This window comes from Actinoplanes oryzae (assembly GCF_030757795.1).
Lineage (GTDB): Bacteria > Actinomycetota > Actinomycetes > Mycobacteriales > Micromonosporaceae > Actinoplanes.
In genome coordinates this window covers 17025-35225 of sequence record NZ_JAUQWH010000090.1, presented here as the reverse complement: position 1 = coordinate 35225, position 18201 = coordinate 17025, and the positions used below count along the sequence as shown (strand labels likewise).

The 18201-nt window shown below is 71.5% G+C and carries 19 protein-coding genes; 9 read left to right on the top strand and 10 right to left on the bottom strand.

The features are described from left to right. Positions 1-96: 96 nt before the first annotated feature. On the top strand, positions 97-579 hold the full coding sequence (locus RBH18_RS26295; RefSeq protein WP_306212406.1) for a hypothetical protein: 483 nt from the start codon (positions 97-99) through the stop codon (positions 577-579). A gap of 160 nt (positions 580-739) precedes the next feature. Beyond that, the gene (locus RBH18_RS26290; protein ID WP_306212405.1) at positions 740-1609 is read left to right on the top strand and encodes a tyrosine-type recombinase/integrase; all 870 of its coding nucleotides are present in this window, start codon (positions 740-742) and stop codon (positions 1607-1609) included. 194 nt (positions 1610-1803) lie between these two features. Here the strand turns inward: RBH18_RS26290 and RBH18_RS26285 are convergent, their stop codons facing one another. From RBH18_RS26285 to nhaA, 5 genes are all read right to left on the bottom strand, one after another. Further along, complete coding sequence (locus RBH18_RS26285) at positions 1804-2631, bottom strand: universal stress protein (RefSeq protein WP_306212403.1); 828 nt, start codon at positions 2629-2631, stop codon at positions 1804-1806. 133 nt (positions 2632-2764) lie between these two features. Next, positions 2765-3109 (bottom strand): BON domain-containing protein, encoded by a 345-nt coding sequence (locus RBH18_RS26280; protein WP_306212401.1) that lies wholly within the window; start codon positions 3107-3109, stop codon positions 2765-2767. Positions 3110-3230: 121 nt separating this feature from the next. After that, the gene (locus tag RBH18_RS26275) at positions 3231-4259 is read right to left on the bottom strand and encodes an MAB_1171c family putative transporter (RefSeq protein WP_306212399.1); all 1029 of its coding nucleotides are present in this window, start codon (positions 4257-4259) and stop codon (positions 3231-3233) included. Then, a complete protein-coding gene (locus RBH18_RS26270) occupies positions 4256-4750 on the bottom strand; it encodes a hypothetical protein (protein ID WP_306212397.1) in 495 nt (164 codons plus the stop codon). Before RBH18_RS26270 ends, RBH18_RS26275 begins: the two co-directional genes overlap by 4 nt. 50 nt (positions 4751-4800) lie before the next feature. Continuing rightward, positions 4801-6027, bottom strand: coding sequence for a Na+/H+ antiporter NhaA (nhaA, locus tag RBH18_RS26265; protein ID WP_306212395.1), 1227 nt, complete (start codon positions 6025-6027; stop codon positions 4801-4803). 152 nt (positions 6028-6179) lie between these two features. On the opposite strand from nhaA, the gene RBH18_RS26260 reads away from it, so the two are divergent. From RBH18_RS26260 to RBH18_RS26250, 3 genes are all read left to right on the top strand, one after another. Beyond that, on the top strand, positions 6180-6992 hold the full coding sequence (locus tag RBH18_RS26260; protein WP_306212393.1) for a DMT family protein: 813 nt from the start codon (positions 6180-6182) through the stop codon (positions 6990-6992). Positions 6993-7001: 9 nt separating this feature from the next. Then, a complete protein-coding gene (locus RBH18_RS26255) occupies positions 7002-7625 on the top strand; it encodes an L-threonylcarbamoyladenylate synthase (RefSeq protein ID WP_306212391.1) in 624 nt (207 codons plus the stop codon). Between the two features lie 121 nt (positions 7626-7746). Then, positions 7747-8508: a sulfotransferase family protein gene (locus tag RBH18_RS26250; RefSeq protein ID WP_306212389.1), complete on the top strand. Its 762-nt coding sequence runs from the start codon at positions 7747-7749 to the stop codon at positions 8506-8508. Positions 8509-8765: 257 nt separating this feature from the next. Here RBH18_RS26250 and RBH18_RS26245 read toward each other — a convergent pair whose 3' ends face one another. Continuing rightward, positions 8766-9329 carry an NADPH-dependent FMN reductase gene (locus RBH18_RS26245; RefSeq protein WP_306212387.1) on the bottom strand — a complete coding sequence of 188 codons (564 nt, stop codon included), beginning with the start codon at positions 9327-9329 and terminating at the stop codon, positions 8766-8768. Positions 9330-9432: 103 nt separating this feature from the next. On the opposite strand from RBH18_RS26245, the gene RBH18_RS26240 reads away from it, so the two are divergent. Continuing rightward, positions 9433-11520, top strand: a complete 2088-nt coding sequence (locus tag RBH18_RS26240) for an LLM class flavin-dependent oxidoreductase (RefSeq protein WP_306212386.1) — start codon at positions 9433-9435, stop codon at positions 11518-11520. Then, positions 11517-12404: an LLM class flavin-dependent oxidoreductase gene (locus tag RBH18_RS26235; protein ID WP_306212384.1), complete on the top strand. Its 888-nt coding sequence runs from the start codon at positions 11517-11519 to the stop codon at positions 12402-12404. Before RBH18_RS26240 ends, RBH18_RS26235 begins: the two co-directional genes overlap by 4 nt. An 801-nt stretch (positions 12405-13205) precedes the next feature. Here RBH18_RS26235 and RBH18_RS26230 read toward each other — a convergent pair. Continuing rightward, the gene (locus tag RBH18_RS26230; RefSeq protein WP_306212382.1) at positions 13206-13469 is read right to left on the bottom strand and encodes a hypothetical protein; all 264 of its coding nucleotides are present in this window, start codon (positions 13467-13469) and stop codon (positions 13206-13208) included. Positions 13470-13752: 283 nt separating this feature from the next. Here RBH18_RS26230 and RBH18_RS26225 point away from each other — a divergent pair, with 283 nt between their 5' ends. Next, on the top strand, positions 13753-14901 hold the full coding sequence (locus RBH18_RS26225) for a Gfo/Idh/MocA family protein (protein ID WP_306212381.1): 1149 nt from the start codon (positions 13753-13755) through the stop codon (positions 14899-14901). An 81-nt stretch (positions 14902-14982) separates the two neighbouring features. After that, the gene (def, locus tag RBH18_RS26220) at positions 14983-15522 is read left to right on the top strand and encodes a peptide deformylase (RefSeq protein WP_306212379.1); all 540 of its coding nucleotides are present in this window, start codon (positions 14983-14985) and stop codon (positions 15520-15522) included. A 325-nt stretch (positions 15523-15847) separates the two neighbouring features. On the opposite strand, the gene RBH18_RS26215 is transcribed toward def, so the two are convergent. The 3 genes from RBH18_RS26215 to RBH18_RS26205 all read right to left on the bottom strand — a co-directional run bounded on the left by RBH18_RS26215 (position 15848) and on the right by RBH18_RS26205 (position 18196). Beyond that, positions 15848-16738 (bottom strand): ATP-grasp domain-containing protein, encoded by an 891-nt coding sequence (locus RBH18_RS26215; RefSeq protein WP_306212377.1) that lies wholly within the window; start codon positions 16736-16738, stop codon positions 15848-15850. A 3-nt stretch (positions 16739-16741) separates the two neighbouring features. Further along, a complete protein-coding gene (locus tag RBH18_RS26210; protein ID WP_306212375.1) occupies positions 16742-17776 on the bottom strand; it encodes a coiled-coil domain-containing protein in 1035 nt (344 codons plus the stop codon). A gap of 84 nt (positions 17777-17860) precedes the next feature. Next, a complete protein-coding gene (locus RBH18_RS26205; RefSeq protein ID WP_306212372.1) occupies positions 17861-18196 on the bottom strand; it encodes a hypothetical protein in 336 nt (111 codons plus the stop codon). Positions 18197-18201 lie beyond the last annotated feature (5 nt).

The following is an 18201-nucleotide window of genomic DNA, read 5'->3' as shown; positions in this document are numbered from 1 at the left end:
TCCCCGCCATGGGGCATTTTCACCGAAAATGGTGTCCGAGGGGGGACGTCCTAGACTCCCCCGAACGAGGACGTGTCACGCCGCAGGGGTGCGTCGATGACGCATCCAGCACACAGCCGCGCGATCCCGTCGATCCCGCGGCCTGACCGCGCCACAGTCCAGCCCCGCCAGCCGGTCATCCAGCGCGCGTTGCGCAAGCCGCCTCCGCTGGCCAAGCTGACCGATCTACGTACCAGCACCGCCGTGTACGGACTCAGCGTCCTGGACTCGCGCGGAAGGGTCGCTGACCGGCGGCTGCTACGCGCCCTGTCCTGGCAGCCCGGGCAACGGTTGAGCATTCGCCAGGGCGAACACCTCATCGTCATGACCGGCGATGACGCCGGCGTGTTTCGTGTCAGCGCCTCGAGCCTGGTGTTCCTGCCCGCAGTGGCACGGCGCTGGCTGCACCTGAAGACCGGCGACGGTGTCCTGCTCGCCGCTTACCCCGACGACGGCGTCCTGGTCGTACACCCACCAGCCGTGCTCGATCAGTTGCTGGCCGAGCTGCACCGCAAAGCCCTGGACGGTGAGAGCCGATGAGTACTCCCCCACCGGATCAGGCCACCCTCGAGGCCGCGCTGTTGCTGCTGGACCGCCTGGGTGTGACTCCCACCGATTGATCAGCGCTCCGGCGCCACGCGAGGAGGTCCCTACGTTCGCCGAATACGTGCCGAAGGTGGCAGCCGCGGTGTCACGGGGAATGCGTAAGGCCTACGGCACCTACTGGAACCGCATCATCGAGCGCTGGGGCCCGCGGCGCCTCGACGAACCCAAACCCATCGACATCGAAGCGTTCGCCGCCGAAATCCGGGCCAACGCCAAGGTGCGCGCCAACTCCCGGGGCGGGCGCAGCGCAGCGGAACACTGCGTCGCGGCGTTCCGCTGCCTATACAAACGCGCCGTGGCCGACGAACTCATCACCGCCGACCGTGACCCCGCAGCCCGGGTCGCGAAACCACGACGCGCACCCACCAACCGGCGAGCACTGTCCGACAGCCGCCTCGAAGACATCTACGAGGCAGCGGCCTCCAGCGGAGACGATCCCGAGCTCGACAGTCTGATCGTCCGGCTGCATGTGGAGACTGCCTGCCGCCGCGGCGGCGCCCTCGCGCTGAGACCCGAAGACCTGGATACCGAACAGTGCCTCACACAGTTGCACGAAAAGGGCGGCACCTCACGCTGGCAACCAGTCTCCCCCACCCTGATGTCATACCTGCTCGGCCACGGACAACGACGCGGCGCCACACCAGGAACCCCATTACTGCGCTACCGCGACGGGCGAGCGCTGACCTACCGCCGCTACGACGGCCTGTTCCACCGGCTCCGCCGACAGCTGCCCTGGGCCGCGTCCATCAACCTCAGCGCCCACTGGCTACGCCACACCACCCTCACCTGGGTCGAACGCAACTACGGCGAAGCCGTCTCCCGCCGCTACGCCGGACACGCCGAAACCGGCAGCAGCGACGCCGGCACCATCGCCATCTACACCAAAGCCGAACTCGAAGAAGTCGCCGCCGCCCTCGCCATGCTCACCCAAGAACCACACCCCCTCGCCCCACCCCACACCTGAAGACAGCGGTGCTGGTGGTCACAGCAAACCGCTACGGCCACCAGCACCGCCTCATCACCGGACGAACTGCGCATACATCCCTGAATTGCGGACAGCGGCGTTCACAGCACCAACAAGCGAGACGCCCGGCGGGTACCGCCCACCGGAGCGACGCCCTGTAAGTGAGCGGGCTGTGGCCGCCCTCCCGCGTTCTCTCAGCCGATCAGGAAGACCGGGCAAGGCGCGTGTTCGACCACCGCGCGGCTCACCGAGCCGAGGAGCGTTTCGGCGACGCCACCATGGTTCTGACGACCGGCCACGACAGCAGCCGCTTCCTGCGACGCGCTGATCAGCGCACCGGCTGGGTCGCGCCGGGTGCAGCGGTGGTGCACCTCGACGCCGTCCACCGTCTCCACGTAGTCACCGGCTACGGCTGCCGGGCTGCTATGCAGCAGGACGAGGCCGCAGCCACGGACCCGGGCCTCCGCCATGGCGAAGGCGGCAGCACGCTCGCCCAGGGGCGAGCCGTCGGTGACCGCCGCCAGGGGTCTGCGGGCGAAGTCGGGGCCCGGTGGCCAGCCCGGGACCCGCACTATCAGCACAGGACCGCGGTGGTGCGCGGCCACGGAATCGCCGACGGTCATCCCTAGCATCGCGCCGGCGGCACCGTGGCGGCGGCCGACCACCACGAGATCGGCGTCCTGCACCGCGCCCAGCAGCGTGCTCGCGGGGGGACCGATCGCGAGCCGGCTGTGCACCGTGACCCGCTGCGACTGGGCGTGGACCCGGTCGGTCAGCCGGCGCAGCAGTTCGGCTCCGCTGTCCCGGTCCGCACCGCTGATCGCGCGTTGCACGTGTACCAGACGCAAGTCCCAGCCGTGCACGTCGGCCTCGACCGCGGCATGGTCCAGGGCCACGTAACTGTCCGGCGAGTCGTCCACGCCCACCGTCACGAGTCCAGGCCGTCCGGGCGTTGATCCGGCCGTTCGTACGGTGTGCGTCCTGGCCTGCTGATACTGCGCCGCACCCAGGTATCTGTTCATGGCCTCGCTGTAACGGGTGGGCCGCCCGAGATCGGCGCTGTGCCGACGAGCCTCTTGTTCCGTTCTCTGCCGGTCGAGCTCCCTCATCTCACACCTCCAGCGGGTGGTGTGCCGACATCGCCTCGGGCCTTGGTCAGGCCACGCCGAAGGCCACGCCGGCATCCAGCGTGTTGCGGTCGTCCCAGTCATAGGTGATCTTGTTGACGACGCTCACCACGCCGGGGACGTGGCGGGTGAGCCGGGTTGCGAGGTCGGCGGTGGGCCAACGGTCGACGTGACCGGCAAGGGTCACCATGCCGTCGTCGACGTCCGCGCGGGCGTCGTTCGCCTCGGTCAGGAACGGCCGCAGCACACCCTGCGCGATCGCACGTCGCAGATCGCTGTCCTGCCGCAGGTGCACCTTGAGCAGGTCACTGCGGGTGACGATGCCGACCAGCCGTCCCAGCTCGTCGACGTCGTCCACTCGCCAGGTGGTCATGGCTGTACTCCTTTGTCCGTCACTTCGCACGCCAGGCGTCGTCCGGAAAGCCCGGCAGGGGCGTCAGTCCCGGGCCACTGGGACCGCCCGTCAGCGCTGCGGGTGCCGCTGTCTGTCCCGCTCAGCGAGGTCCTGCATCACTCGCCGGTATTCGGCGGCACTGATCGATCGCTCGATCAACTGCCGGGCAAGCATTCCTTCGAGCCCGCCGATCCAGCGCCACCGCGATGGCGCAGGCCTCCACCAGCGCCGCCGGCGCATCCCCGAGGAACTGCCGAGCCTCCTCATGCGCCGAAGCCGGCAGCCACCCCCGCAACGCCAGCATCCCGTCGCGGATCTCGATCACCCGCCGATAGAGCCGCAGCCGCACCTCCTCGAACCCGGCCAGCTCGATCAGCGCCCGCCGCCGCGAAAACAGGATGACGTCCGGAAAGGTCCGCCGCATCACGGTCCACAACGGACGCAGGGCCCACAGCGACCGGTACGCCCGGACAATCGTCCGCCCCTTCCCGGCCGCCGGGACAGCCGCACCCACGACGGCGAGGATCATCCCGACCGTACGCACCCCGTTGGCGACCGGTTCGAGCGGCGTGAACGACACGGGCGCCCCGAGCGCGCCCGCGATGACGATGGTCGTCTTGACGACGGCGTACAGGGCGATGATCCACACGCCGATCGCCATCGCGCGCAGTCCCAGGCGGAGACTCCGGGAGGACGCCGCTCCGGAGGGGCGCCAGAAGATCAGGCCCGCCACGGTGAGCACGCCGCCGAGATAGCTGTTGAGGACGATCCAGTACGCGGTGTCCGTACCGATGAGGGAGACCAGGGCGACCAGCACCGCGACCGTCACGACCAGCTGGCGCACCGCGGTCCGGGGATGGGTCTCGGCCCAGCCGGTGACCAGCATGACGAAGCGCAGCAGGAAGTAGGCGCTGAGCACGGCGAACAGATGCGGCACCGCGGCGGCGTGAGCGGTCACGTGGTCGAGGGCCGCGGAGCCGGCCGGGGACGACGCGGTCTTGACGAGGGCGAGCGCCAGCACGGTCGCCCACAGGGCCCGCTGCTCGGGTCCGCGACCGAGGGTGGGCAGGCGGATCAGCACCGTCGCCCAGAGCACGAGGAACAGGGCGCTGGAGAGGCCGCCGTTCACCGGCGGAACTTGAGCACGTCGGCGAGAATGCCCAGGGTGCCGCCGCCGGGGCGGGCGCGGACGCCGGCCGACCGGGCCCGGATCAGGGAGGCGAGCATCTCGGCCTCCCGCTCCTGGGTGGTGGTGTAGCTGACCCGGCCGAGGATGCGCGAGACCGTGGCGGGGTCCACATCGGGGGCGAGCCGGGCGATGGCGCCGCCGCTGACGTCGAGGCCGGTGCTGTGGCCGCTGAGCATGTGCGCGAGCTCGTGCAGCACGATGTGCTCGGCGTGCAGCCGGGAGGTGCCGGGGTCGTAGAAGACGTAATCGGCGTCGCCGGCGGCGATCCAGAGGCCGCAGGGGGCGCCGGCCTCGAGCCCCGGCATCGGTCGCAGGACGAGCGGCCGGTTCCGGTGCGCGGCGACAACTGCCGCGAAAGCGTCCAGATCGAACGGTTCCGGCACATCGATGCCCGCGAGTCGTTGCTCGCAGCGCCGGCGCAGGCTTCGCACCTCGATCCCCTCGGTCGGACACCCGGAACCGCAAGCCTACCTGTCCGAAACTATCGCTCCTGGTAAATGTCCGGGATGCCGTCCTCGTCCGCGTCCCGGCTCTCCTGTTCGGCCACGTGGCGGTAGTGCCTGTTCCGCAGCCGCAGCACGATCGCCGCCAGCAGGATGGCGAGCGCCGACCCGGCCAGGACGCCGATGCGCGCGTGGTCGTTGTGCGGGCTGCCCTCCCCGTACGACAGCTCGGCCACCAGCAGCGACACGGTGAACCCGATCCCGCCGAGCAGGCTCAGCCCCAGCACGTCCCACCAGCTCAGCCCCGGCCCCAACTCGGCGCGGGTGAACCGCTGCACGACCCAGGTGGTGCCCGTGATGCCGACGGCCTTGCCCACGACCAGCCCGGCCACGACGCCGAGGGTGACCACGTCGGTCAGGGCCGCCCCGATACCGCCCGCGTCCGCGATGGAGACCCCGGCGGCGAAGAGCGCGAACACGGGTACGGCGACCCCGGCGGAGATCGGCTGCCAACGCTCGGCGAACCGGCCCGCGAGACCGCTGCGCACCGGCACGGTGAAGGCGAGCAGCACGCCGGCGACCGTCGCGTGGATGCCGGACTCGTGCATCAGCCACCAGGCCGCCAGGGCGAGGGGGAGCAACAGCCACCACGCCCGTACGCCGCGCTGGACCAGCAGCCCGAACAGCGCGATCGGCAGCAGGGCGAGCAACCCCGGCGCCGGGTGCAGCGACGACGTGTAGAAGATCGCGATGACGACGATCGCCAGCAGGTCGTCGACCACGGCGAGGGTGAGCAGGAAGAGGCGCAGCGCCGACGGGAGATGCGTGCCGAGCACCGCGAGCACGGCCAGGGCGAACGCGATGTCGGTGGCGGTCGGGATGGCCCAGCCGGCGAGCGTGCCCGAGCCCTGGTTGATCAGCGTGAAAATGAGCGCCGGCGCCGCCATCCCGCCGACCGCCGCGAGGATGGGCAGGGCCGCGCGCCGGGGATCCCGCAGACCGCCGGCCACAAATTCCTGCTTGAGCTCCAGCCCGGCCACGAAGAAGAAGATCGCCAGCAGCCCGTCGGCGGCCCAGTCCGCCACGCTCAACGGCCCCAGGTGCAGGTCGGCGAGGCCGCGATAGGCGTCGCCCCACGGCGAGTTGGCCCAGGCGAGCCCCACGAGCGCCGCGCCCAGCAGCAGCATGCCGCCCACGGTCTCGGTGCGGAGCAGCTCGGCGATGCGCCGGGCCTCGGGCCAGGTGCCGCGGGAGAACAGGCTCATCGTGCCTCCGTCAGGGGTCGGTCCAGCGAACGCCGACCAGACTTCCCGGCACACCTCAGGCAAGCGTACTACCAGCGTAGTAGGCGTGCCCGGCGCCACTTACCGCGTGGGGAGGACGCGTCCGGGGCGCCCGCGCTCGTACGGTGATCGGCGTGGGAACAGCAGTGGCGATCGCGGCGTGCGTGGCGTCTGCCTGGGCGTACGCCGTCGGGGCCCTGCTGCAACAGCGCGTGGCGGACCGGCCGCTCCGGCTCCTGCTCCGCCTGCCGTCGTGGTGGGGGGCCGTGGCGCTCAACGGGCTCGGCGGCCTCCTGCACGTGGTGGCGCTGCGCTACGGGCCGTTGTCGCTGGTCCAGCCGTTCGGGGTGCTGACGCTCGTGGTGGCCGTACCGTTGGCGGCGCTCGTGGCCCGGCGTGCCGTCACCCGGCTGGAGTGGCACGGCATGGGACTCACCGTCGCCGGTCTCGGCGGCATCCTGGTCATGACCGGCTCGGCGGGCATCGGCGTCCTCGGCGCGGGCGACGTCCTCGGCCTGCTGCTGGTGACCGCGATCGTGCTCACCGCGCTGGCCGGCGCCTCGGGGCTGTGGGTGGCGGCGGCGGGCGGGATCGCGTTCGGCGTGTCGTCGGCCCTCACCCAGACCGCGACCGTACGCCTCACCGCAGGTGACTTCGGTCTCCTGACCCTCGTGACGGCGCTCGCCGTGGCCGTACTGGCGACCGTGGGGCTGATGTTCACGCAGCGGTCGTTCCGGGCCGGGCTGGGCGCGCCGCTGGCCGTGGGCACGCTGACCAACCCGGTGGCCGCCGCGGCGATCGGGCTGGTGCTGCTCGGCGAGGAGGTCGCGGGCGGCCGGGTCGGGCTGACCCTGGCGCTGTGCAGCGCGGTCGGCGCCGGCCTGGGCGTGGCCCTGCTGGTCCGCGCTCGGGAGACCTCGCGCCCCGCGGCACCCGTGCCGATCTAGGCTGGGGGCGTGGCCAAGTACTTCGACGTGCACCCCGACAACCCGCAGCCCCGCGCGATCAACCAGGTCGTCGGGCTGCTGCAGGACGACGGGCTGATCGCCTACCCGACGGACTCCTGCTATGCCCTCGGCTGCCGGATCGGCAACGCGGCGGGCATGGACCGGATCCGGGAGATCCGGCACCTGGGCAGCGGCCACCACTTCACCCTGGTCTGCCGCGACTTCGCGCAGCTGGGCCAGTTCGTGCAGATCAGCAACGCGGTCTTCCGGCTGGTCAAGGCGAGTACGCCGGGCAGCTACACCTTCATCCTGCCGGCCACCCGCGAGGTGCCGCGGCGCCTGCTGCACCCCAAGAAGAAGACCGTCGGGGTACGCATCCCCGAGCACACAGTCACCCAGGCCATCCTGGCCGAGCTGGGCGAGCCGCTGCTGTCGAGCACGCTCCTGCTGCCCGGGCACGAGGAGCCGTTGACGATGGGCTGGGAGATCAAGGAGGAGCTCGATCACGTCGTGGACGCGGTGATCGATTCCGGCGAGTGCGGCACCGTCCCGACGACCGTGGTGGACCTGTCGGAGGGTGTCCCGGAGGTGTTGCGCGTCGGAGCGGGCGACCCCACGCGCTTTACTTCGTGACTGATCAAACTCCTAGCATCTTCACAGGTTCGTGACCACCGGTGCTTATTGTTCACCTCTAAGGTCTACTTTTATGGCTTGGCGTAAGCAGGTTAATGTCCGGTTGGCCCGGAAGACCGGGATGCAGGTCGTGCACCGCCAGGGGAAGCTCCGGCTGGTCCCGGTGCCGCAGCGGGAGCTCGCGGCCCCCGGCTTCCTCTTCTCCTCGGTGCGCTCCGGCTCGACCCTGCTGCGGATGATCCTGAACAGTCACTCCGAGATCTTCGCGCCGCACGAGCTGCACCTCGCGCACATCAAGGTCAAGTGCGAGCTGCCGGCCGCGAAGACGGCCATGGAGCAGCTGGGCTTCACCGAGCGCGAGCTCACCAACATGGTGTGGGACCGCCTGCTCACCAAGGCGCTGCAGGACAGCGGCAAGAAGATGCTCGTCGAGAAGACGCCCAACCTGGTCTTCCAGTGGGCCCGCGTCGCGCAGGCCTTCCCCGACGCCAAGTTCATCTACCTGCTGCGCCACCCCGCCTCGATCCTCGACTCCTGGCAGCGCGCCCGCACCAGCCAGACCGAGGAGGAGGCGATCGCCAGCGTCACCAAGTACCTGACCGCGCTGCGCGAGGCCCGCAACAACCTGCCGGGGCACACCGTCCGCTACGAGGACCTGACCCGCGACCCGGCCGGCGAGGCCCAGAAGATCTGCGCCTACCTCGGGGTGGCCTACGAGCCCGCCATGGTCGAGTACGGCAAGGCCGACCACGGTCCGCTCGTGGCCGGCCTCGGCGACTGGCAGGAGAAGATCAAGACCGGCGCGGTCCAGGAGGCGCGGCCGGTGCCGCAGATCGAGCTCCCGGACACGCTCAAGGCCCTCGCGGTCGATCTGGGCTACTGACCTTCCGCGCCCGTCCCTTGCGCGCGCTGGTCCCGTCCGCGCGCGCCCGTCCCTTGCGCGCGCGCCTGGTCACTTCCGCGCGCCCGATCACTTGAGCGTGCGCCCGGTCACTTCCGCGCGCCGGTCACTTCCGTGCGCCTGTTCTTTCCGTGCGCTTGCGTGCTGTGCGGCCTGCCTTTTTCACGCTTGCGGGCCGCGCAGCCTGCCCTTTCCGTGCTTGCGTGCTGTGTGCCGCGCGGGCGTGTGGCCCTCGGGGCTTACTTCCGCAGCGGGGCCAGGGCGTCGTTCAGGCGGGCGAGCTCGCGCACGACCGGCCCGACGCTTCCGGCGATGATCTCGTTCGGCACGAACTGGCCCTCCTCGTCGAGGAACTGGCCGACCAGCGGGATCGGCACCTGCTCGAAGATCGGGACCATCCGCAGCGTGGTGACGACCTGCTTGAGCGCCTGGGTGGCCCGCAGGCCCGCGCTGACCCCGCCGTAGCTCACGAACGAGACCGGCTTGTCGGCCCACTCGGCGTGCAGGTAGTCGATGGCGTTCTTGAGGGCCGCGTTGAAGCTGTAGTTGTACTCCGGGTGGACGAACACGTACGCGTCGCCGCGCTCGATCGTCTGGCTCCAGCGCTTGGTGTGGTCCTGGGTGTACTGCCGCAGCCGGGGGTGGTTGGGCTCGTCCATGAGCGGCAGGTTGTAGTCCGCGATGTCGACGAGCTCGACCTCGAAGGGCCCGTGCTCGGCCGCCGCCCGGGCGAACCACGTGGCGACGGGAAGGCCGATGCGGCCGGGCCGGGTGCTGCCGACGATCACCTGAAGAAGTGCCATGAACCCATCTAATCAGCGGACGCGTGCCGATCCGGAACGATGTGACAGACTGCACTAATACTTGCGACCGCAACGTCTGACGCGGCAACCAACGGAGGTCAGCATGCTCCACCGGCTCGAGTTCGGCGCGCTCGTGACCGGAGTCGACGCGGCCCGCGAGGCCGAGCGGCTGGGCTACGACCTGGTGGCCGTGCGGGGGCAGGACGCGTGGACGACGCTGAGCTGGATCGCCGGCGTGACCGACCGGATCCGGCTCGTCGCGCAGGTTGAACCCGGAGAAATCGCCCCGGCTGTCCTGGCGCGTTCGGCTGCCAGCCTCGACCTGCTCACCGGCGGGCGGGTGACCCTGGCGCTCGCCGACGAGCCCGGGACCGCGGAGACGGTGGAGATCGTGCGCGGTGTGCTCGATGCGGGGGAGCCGCGGCCGTACAGGCATCTGGGCGAGCACTATCGGGTTCCGCAGGCGCAGCGGGGTCCGCTGCCCGCGCACCGGATCTCGATCTGGCTGGCCGGGGCGGATGCTCGGGCGGTGCGCCTCGCCGGCCGTAGCGGTGACGGGTGGATCGGGACCGCCGACGAGCTGGCGACGGCCGGCAAGCTCCTCGACGAGGCCGCGGCGGAAGCAGGCCGCGACGCCACCGAGATCCGGCGCGTGGCCGTCGTCGAGCCGGCCGGCTCGGAAGTCTCCGACCCGGGCGTCGTGGCGGAACTTCTGTCGCTCGTCGTCGAGCACGGCGCCGGGACGTTTCTGCTGCGCACGGATGATCCGGGTGAGCTGCGTCGCTTCGCGGACCTGCGGGAGAGCCTGGTGCGCCGGCTGCCCGAGCCGCCGCCGGCCGAGACCAGACCCGCAGCAGTACGGGCGAAGCGCCGCCCGGGCATCGATTATGACAATGTCCCGGCGAGCCTCGTGAGCACCGCAGTCGAACCAGGTGATCTGGACTACGCGCGCGTGCGGTCGACGTACATGCGTGGGGGTGCGCCCGGGCTGGTGCTCCGCCCGCGCACGACCGCCGAGGTCGTGGATGCGTTGGCGTTCGTGCGGGCGCATCCCGCACTGCCGTTCGGGCTGCGCAGCGGCGGCCACGGCATGAGCGGACGGTCCACGAACGACGGTGGCATCGTGCTCAGCGTCCAGGCGCTCGACACGATCGAGGTGCTCGACGAGGCCCGGCGGCTGATCCGGGTCGGCCCCGGCGCGCGCTGGACGGACGTGGCGCAGTTCCTGATGCCGTACGGATGGGCGCTGAGCTCGGGCGACTACGGCGGCGTGGGCGTCGGCGGCCTCGCCACGGCGGGCGGCGTGGGCTGGCTGGCACGCGAGCACGGCCTGACCATCGACCACCTGCGCGCCGTCGAGATGGTGCTGGCCGACGGCACGGTCGTCCGCGCCTCGGACGACGAGAACCAGGACCTGTTCTGGGCCGTGCGCGGCGCCGGTGCCAACTTCGGCGTGGTGACGTCGTTCGACTTCAAGGTCGACGAGGTGGGCGACGTCGGCTTCGCCCAGCTCGTCGTGGCCGCCGACGACCCGGCCGACCTGCTGGTCCGCTGGGGCCGGGCGATCGAGGCGGCGCCGCGTACCCTGAGCGGTCAACTGATCATGGGGGCGCCGCGCCCCGGCCAGCCCGCGTTCGCGCAACTGATGGCGGTCGTCGACTCGTCGTCGCCCGACGAGATCATCGAGACGCTGCAGCCCCTCGCCCGGCTCGCGCCGCTGTACAACCAGAATGTGGTGCTCACCCCGTACGCCGGGGTCATGGCAAACGCCGCGGAGGGCTATCACAGCGGGCAGGGCGATCCGGTCTCGCGCTCGGGGTTGATCGAGCACCTGACACCTGCCTTCGCCCGGGCCGCGGCGGATCTGATCGCCGGCGGCGCGGTCCACTGGTTCCAGATCCGCACGGTCGGCGGCGCGGTCGCCGACATCCCGCCGGAAGCCACCGCGTACGCCCACCGCTCGGCCAACTTCTCCATCGTCGCCATGGGCTCGTCCGCCCGCCGCGTCGACGCCGCGTTCGCGCCGCTGCGCAGCCACTTCGACGGCATGTACCTGAGTTTTGAAACCGGCCTCGACCACGTGACCGACGCCTTCCCGCCGCCGACCCTGACCCGCTTGCGGACGCTGAAACGGCGCTACGACCCGGACAACCTGTTCCGCGACAACTTCGCCCTGGGAGATGCGAGATGACGGACTACGGGCACGACCTGCTCTTCGGCGCCTTCGTCACGCCCGCCGCGACCGCCGGCGTGGAACTGGCCGTCACCGCCGACCGCGCGGGGCTCGACCTGGTCACCTTCCAGGACCACCCGTACGTCGCCCGCTTCCACGACACCTGGACGCTCCTGTCCTACGCGGCGGCCCGTACGTCCCGGATCAAGCTCGCCGCGAACGTGCTCAACCTGCCGCTTCGCCAACCGGCCGTCATCGCCCGCAGCCACGCGACCCTGGACCGCCTGAGCGGCGGCCGCATCGAGCTGGGCCTGGGCGCCGGCGCCTTCTGGGACGGCATCGAGGCGATGGGCGGCCGCCGCCTCGCCGCCGGCCAGTCGATCGACGCCCTGGCCGAGGCGATCGCCATCATCCGCCAGGTCTGGGACACGACCGAGCCCGGCCCGGTACGCGTCCAGGGCGCCTACTACGACGTCGCCGGCGCCAAGCGAGGCCCGGCGCCGGCCCACGACATGAGCATCTGGCTGGGTGCCTACAAGCCCCGCATGCTCCGGCTGGCCGCCCGCGCCGCCGACGGCATTGTGCCGTCCCTGTCGTACCTGCCGGGCGGCATCGACGACTACACCGACCTCAACCACCACATCGACGACGCCGCAACCGCCGCCGGCCGCAGCCCCGCCGAAATCCGCCGCCTCCTCAACATCAACGGCACCTTCTCCGACTTCGGCCGATCCTTCCTGGACGGTCCGGCCGAGCAGTGGGCGGAGGACCTGGCCGGCGTGGCTCTCGAACACGGCGTCAGCGCCTTCATCCTCGCCAGCGACAACCCGGCCGACCTCGAACTCTTCGCCGCCGAGGTCGCCCCGGCGGTGCGAGACCTGGTGGCCGCCGAACGCGCTTAGCCCTCGTCGGGAATGCCGCCAACAGCTCGGCCGCCACGCTGGTTGGCAGGGCCGTCGACCAGATGTGCTCCGCGGGGGCCGCTTCAATCCCCAGGACCTGGCCCGGCTCGATCATCCAGTCGTCCTCATCGACGCCGGGCACGGCACGAAGAATGGCCGATAGAACTCCCGCATCCGCCGCGGTGTCGAAGCCGATGACGAGATAGGTCTCGCCGCCCTGCGCTCGCGCGACCGCCGTCACGCTGAATCGCCGGAAAACGGTGTGGTGCGGCCGGCCGGCCCGCAGAGACTGTGCGATCAACCTGCCGATCACCCGCTTGGGCTGCAACTCCCAGGCCACGGTGTGCTCCGCGTGGAGACGGTCCCAGTCCCATTGCGTGGGTAGCCAGCGATCGGAGGACGCGACCGAACTCGAGGTCCTGGCTTCTCGCTTCGCCGTCGCGGCAAGGGCGGCATAGAAGTCCGCCGGTAGCCGCCTGCATCCAGCCACCATCGGGCGGCTGGGTCACTACGCTCCATCGGCAGAGCCGTTGCGGCACCCCGCCAGCGGCCCGTCTTCACCTTGAACCACAGGCGGTCGGTAAGGGACCTGATCCGCTCCGCCCCACCCGCGGTGCAGGTCTCGGGCAGTCTTTGCGCCTCTTTGATGAGGTCGTGACTCACATCGGAGAGCGGGATGTCGACTGCTGGAACAGTCACGTCGAGCATTGCCAGGCACAGGCGTGTCGGACGTACCGCCGAGGGGGTAGTCATGCAGCAACGCTAGGGCCGCCCCCTCGGACTGGTCAAAGCGCAAGATGACTAATGACTGTCCGGCATGCCGCCGAGCTCATTGATGCGTTCGATGGATAGGCCGGTCAGCAGAGACACGACGCTTCCCGGGGTGCCGTCGAGCTTGCGCAGGTTTTCGCGGACCTGGGCGATGATCTCGTCGCGGTGCTCGGCGGCGTACTGGCGGATGTAGGCCTTCTCGGCCTCCGTGTAGGGGGTGTCGCGCAGGTAGGTGTCGTAGGTGAGGAACCGGATGCCCCGCGGGTCGGTCGTGAGGGGTTCGGTGTCGGGCATGCAAGCCTCCGATGCGCTGGAGTCGGCGGGTCCCAGTGTATCGGAGACTTGCTCAGCGCCTAGTTGATTCTCGGTGGACGGTGATGACCGCGACCGGGAAATTGCGGCCGGTCTTGGCCTCGTAGGTGGCGGCGTCCGGCCAGTACTCGTGCCAGACGCCGTAGAGCTTCTCCCAGTCGTCGCGGCCGGGGAGGACGACGCGATGGCCGGCTTCGCGGGTGCCGATGATCTTGGTTGGGCGGGTCCGTCGCTGGTCGTGCCGGGCGTTTCGTAGGCTCGGCGCATGACGTCATCGCTGGGAGTCGCCGTCGCCGGGTTCGGCTGGATGGGGCGCGTTCACACCCAGGCCTACCTGCGGGTTCCGCACCACTTCCCGGAGCTCGCCCGGCGGCCGCGCCTGGTCGCGGTCGCCGACGACGTGCCGGGCCGTGCCGAGCAGGCCGCCGGACAGTACGGCTTCAGCACCGCGACCACCGACTGGCGCACCCTGCTCGACGATCCGGCTGTCGAGGCCGTCAGCATCGGCGCCCCGAACTTCCTGCACCGGGAGATGGGCGTCGCGTTCGCCCGGGCCGGCAAGCACATCTGGATCGAGAAGCCGGTCGGCCTCACCTCGGCCGATGCGTCGGCTGTCGCCGCGGCGGTACGCGAGTCCGGCGTCCAGGGCACCGTCGGCTTCAACTATCGCAACGCCCCGGCAGTCGCCACCGCACGGGAGCTTGTCGCCGCGGGTGAGCTCGGGGCGATCACGCATGCGCGCTTCCGGCTGTTCAGTGACTATGCGGCGCACCCGGACGGCGCCTTGACCTGGCGTTATTCGCGCGGGCGCGGCGGCAGCGGGGTGCTCGGCGATCTGGCCGCCCACGGCGTCGACCTCATCCGTCACCTGCTCGGCGAGATCTCCGCGCTGGTGGCCGACACGGCGATCTTCGTGCCCGAGCGGGCCCGGCCGGCCGGGGCGACAGCCGGTCACGCCCGCGGCACCGGGGAGCCCGGCCCGGTCGAGAACGAGGACTATGTCGGCGCCCAGCTCCGCCTCGCCTCCGGCGCCCGGGTGGTGCTCGAGGCCAGCCGCGTCGCGGTCGGCGACCAGAACAACTACGGCTTCGAGATCCACGGTACGCGCGGCCAGGTGGCCTGGGACTTCCGCCGGATGGGCGAGCTCAGCGTCAGCTCCGGCACCGACTACCAGGACCAGCCCACCCGTACGCTGCACGTCGGCCCCGGCCACGGCCAGTTCGCCGCGTTCCAGCCCGGCGCCGCGAACCCGATGAGCTACGACGACCTGAAGGTGATCGAGGCGCACAACTTCCTCGCCTCGATCGCGACCGGGGCGCCGGTGGGCACCACGCTCGACGACGCGGTCCGCAGCGCCGAGGCCCTCGACGCCATGTCCGCCTCGGTGGAGTCGGGCGCCTGGGTCCACCTCTGAGCCGGCGGCGGATCCGAGCTTTGGCGTACGGGGGCGCGGCGGCATACCTTCGGAGGCGGTTCGACGAGTGGAGGAGCCTTCATGAGTGTCATCCCGATCCGGTTGATCGGCGACCCGGTGCTGCGGCGCCCCGCCGAGCCCGTGACCTCGTTCGACGCCGAGTTGCGGACGCTGGTCCGGGATCTCAACGAGACGCTGGCCGAGTCGCGCGGTGCCGGGCTGGCCGCGCCGCAGATCGGTGTCGGCCTGCGGGTGTTCGCGATCAACAAGGATCTGCCGGGCAACGACAAGCAGCTGGACCACCTGGTGAACCCGGTGCTCGAGTTCCCCGACGAGGAGGAGCAGCACGGCCCGGAGGGCTGCCTGTCGATCCCCGGCATCTATCTGGACACCAAGCGCCGGATGAACGTGCTGGCGAAGGGCTACACCCAGCACGGCGACCCGGTGCAGGTGGTCGGCGACGGCATCCTGTCGCGGTGCATGCAGCATGAGACGGATCACCTTGACGGCGTGCTCTTCGTCGACCGCCGCACCCCCGAGGAGCAGGAGCGACTCCTCGCCACCCTGCGCAACGCCTCCTGGTGGGACGACACCCTGGCCGTGAAGGTCAGCCCCCACTGAGACGGCACTCCCGGGGCGGGGCGAGCTGGGCGCGGCCGCGACGGCGAAGGGCAGCCGCTCGGACTGTCGCGCGCTGATCGGCCAATTGAGCGGGTTCGCCGATCAGCCGACGCGCCCAGCCGGACCGGACGGCCGCGCAGGGAGCAGGGCCGGTCGCGCGCCGGCGCGGGGCACGGTCGCCCAGGCGGTCGCGCGACGGCGCGAGCCAAGATCGCCTGGGCAGTCAGGCGGCGCGAGTCAGGATCGCCTGGGCGGTCAGGTGACAGCGCGGGCCAGGATCGCCTGGGCGGTCAGGTCACGGCGCCGGGCATGGTTGCCTGGGTGGTCAGGCGGCGGCGCGGGCCAGGATCGCCTCGGCCACGTTGGCGCACTGGGCGGGGAAGAGCGGCAGGAACTTCACCGGCGCCACCATCTCCGCCTCGAGGAGGAGCAGGCCGCTCGGCGACGCCGGGTCCAGCACGAAGTCGAGGCGGATCGAGAGCGGCTCGTTGACGAGCAGCCGGCGGATGGCCGCGTACGTCTGGTGGATCACCCGGTCGTGCTGGGCGGTCAGGCCGAGGAACGGCTGCGGGTCGGGGTGCGGTTCGGTGATCGGCTGCCCCGGGCGCAGCAGCGGCGCCTTGGTGACGGCGTGCGACACCGTGCCGTCGAGCACGATCACGCCCAGCTCCCGGTGCGTGTCGAGGGCGACCTGGTACGGCTGGACCAGCGCCTCGCCGAGCTCCTGGAGCTGGGCGAGGAGCCCGGGCAGCTCGGCCTCCGGGTACTCCCGGGTGTTGAGGGCGCCGCCGGACGCGATCGGTTTGACGACGAGCGTCGGGCGGGCGGGGTCCGTACGTCGGAAAAGCTCGTGGATCTGATCGACGGTGGGCGAGGTCACCGTCGGCACGACCGGCACGCCCGCGGCGGCGAGGCGGCTCAGGTAGCGCTTGTCGGAGCCGAGCGTCACCACGTCGGGCGGGTTGAGCAGGCGGGTGCCGTCGGCCTCGCGCGCGTGCAGCCAGGCGGTGAAGTCGGCCGGGCGCAGCCACATGCTCCAGGGCGACTGCAGGACCACCGTGTCATACGCCGCCCAGCCGACGTGGTCGTCATCCTCCCAGGTCAGCAACTCCACCGTGGCGCCGCGGCCGGTGAGCTCCGCGGCGAGCACGGGGGTGTCGTCGTCGCGCCAGGACGGGTGCGGGAACGCGCGCGACGTGACCAGGGCGATGCGCATCGGTCAGCGGGCGCCGGCGATCCGGGGCCGGGCTCCGGTCGGCTGGGTCCAGCTCGGGCGCTCCCCGGCGCTTGCGGCGGTGGTCATGCGGATCGTGGCGGCGGTGTCCATGGCGGCGCTCCGATAGAGGCCCGCCGCGGCCGGCCGGACCTGCGCGGGAACCACCGGACGGGCCTGCGCCGGGGTGGCGGGCGCGGCGCCCAGGCCGATCCCGGACAGCTCGTCCGCGCGCGCGGCGGGCGTGGCGATCTCGATGCGCTGGGTGGTGACCACGATCGGGGCCGGGCCGGCGGCGTCGAGGATCGCCCGGGCGGCCTCGGGGAGGGCCTGGCGGGCGGCGTCCGCGGTGGCCTGGGCGGCCGTGAGCTCGTTGCGCAGGGTGCGGACCGCGGCGGTGGCGACGTCGGCGGCCTGCCAGGCGGCGTCCTCGGCGGCCAGCGCCGACTGGTACGCCTGGAAGCGGTGCTCGACGGTGGCCCGGGCCAGCATCAGCTCCTGCTCGACGGGGTGCAGCGACGGGTCCCAGCCGTTGCGGTGGGTCAGCGCGTCGAGCAGCTGCTCGTCGGAGATGTCGCCCCGCCGGTGCGCGGCCTGCACGGCGCGGCGGAGGGCCTGCTCGCGATCGGTCTCGCTCTCCGCCGCCGACACGGAGGCGGGGACGGCGTAGGCGGCGGCCTTGCGGGCCCGCTCGAGGGCGGCGTCCGAGTCCTGCCACGCCTGCCAGGCCCGCTCGACCTCGGCCTGGGCGGCCTGGCACTCCTCGCGGCGGCGCTCGGCCGTGGCGGCGGCGCCGTCGGCCGCGACCTGGATCTCCTGGGCGAAGCGCGCGACCTCCTGGGCCTCGGCGGCCCGGCTCTCCAGCTCGGAGCGCTTCTGCGCCGCCGAGTCGGACAGCCACTTGCTGATCTGCCGGGGCCGGCGCACGCCGCGCGGCAGCGCAAGCCCGCCGAGCGCGATCACCGCCAGCACGATCAGCGTGAGGTAGATGACGGCGACGCGTCCGCTGTTGTCGCCGAGAAGCTGCAGGCCGAAGTCCATGTGTCCTGTCCTTTTCCACCGAGGGCGCACTTAATCGATGACCCCGGATGCGCAATCGCAAACCCGAGGGGCGTGCCGAATCGATCAGGCGCGGGCGGGAGGAGCCCGGGGAGCGGCGGCCGAGCCGCCGACCAGCCCACTGAGCTGGGGGTTTGCCCAAAGGGGAAGAACCGGGGACCGAAAGACCGTGGCGGGCTCGTCCTCCGCCACGACGAGAGCGGGCGCGGGCGAAGCGGGGACGGCGACGACCGAGGAGGCCGCGGCCTGCGAGACCACGCTCACCGGCGCGTGCGCGGCCTGCGAGACCACGAGCGCCGGAGCGTGCACGGCCGGCGCGGCGACGGGCCCGCCGGCCAGCGCGAAGAACAGGGACGCGACGAGCGGGACCCGCACCCGCCGCAGCACCCCTCGCACGTCCATACCGG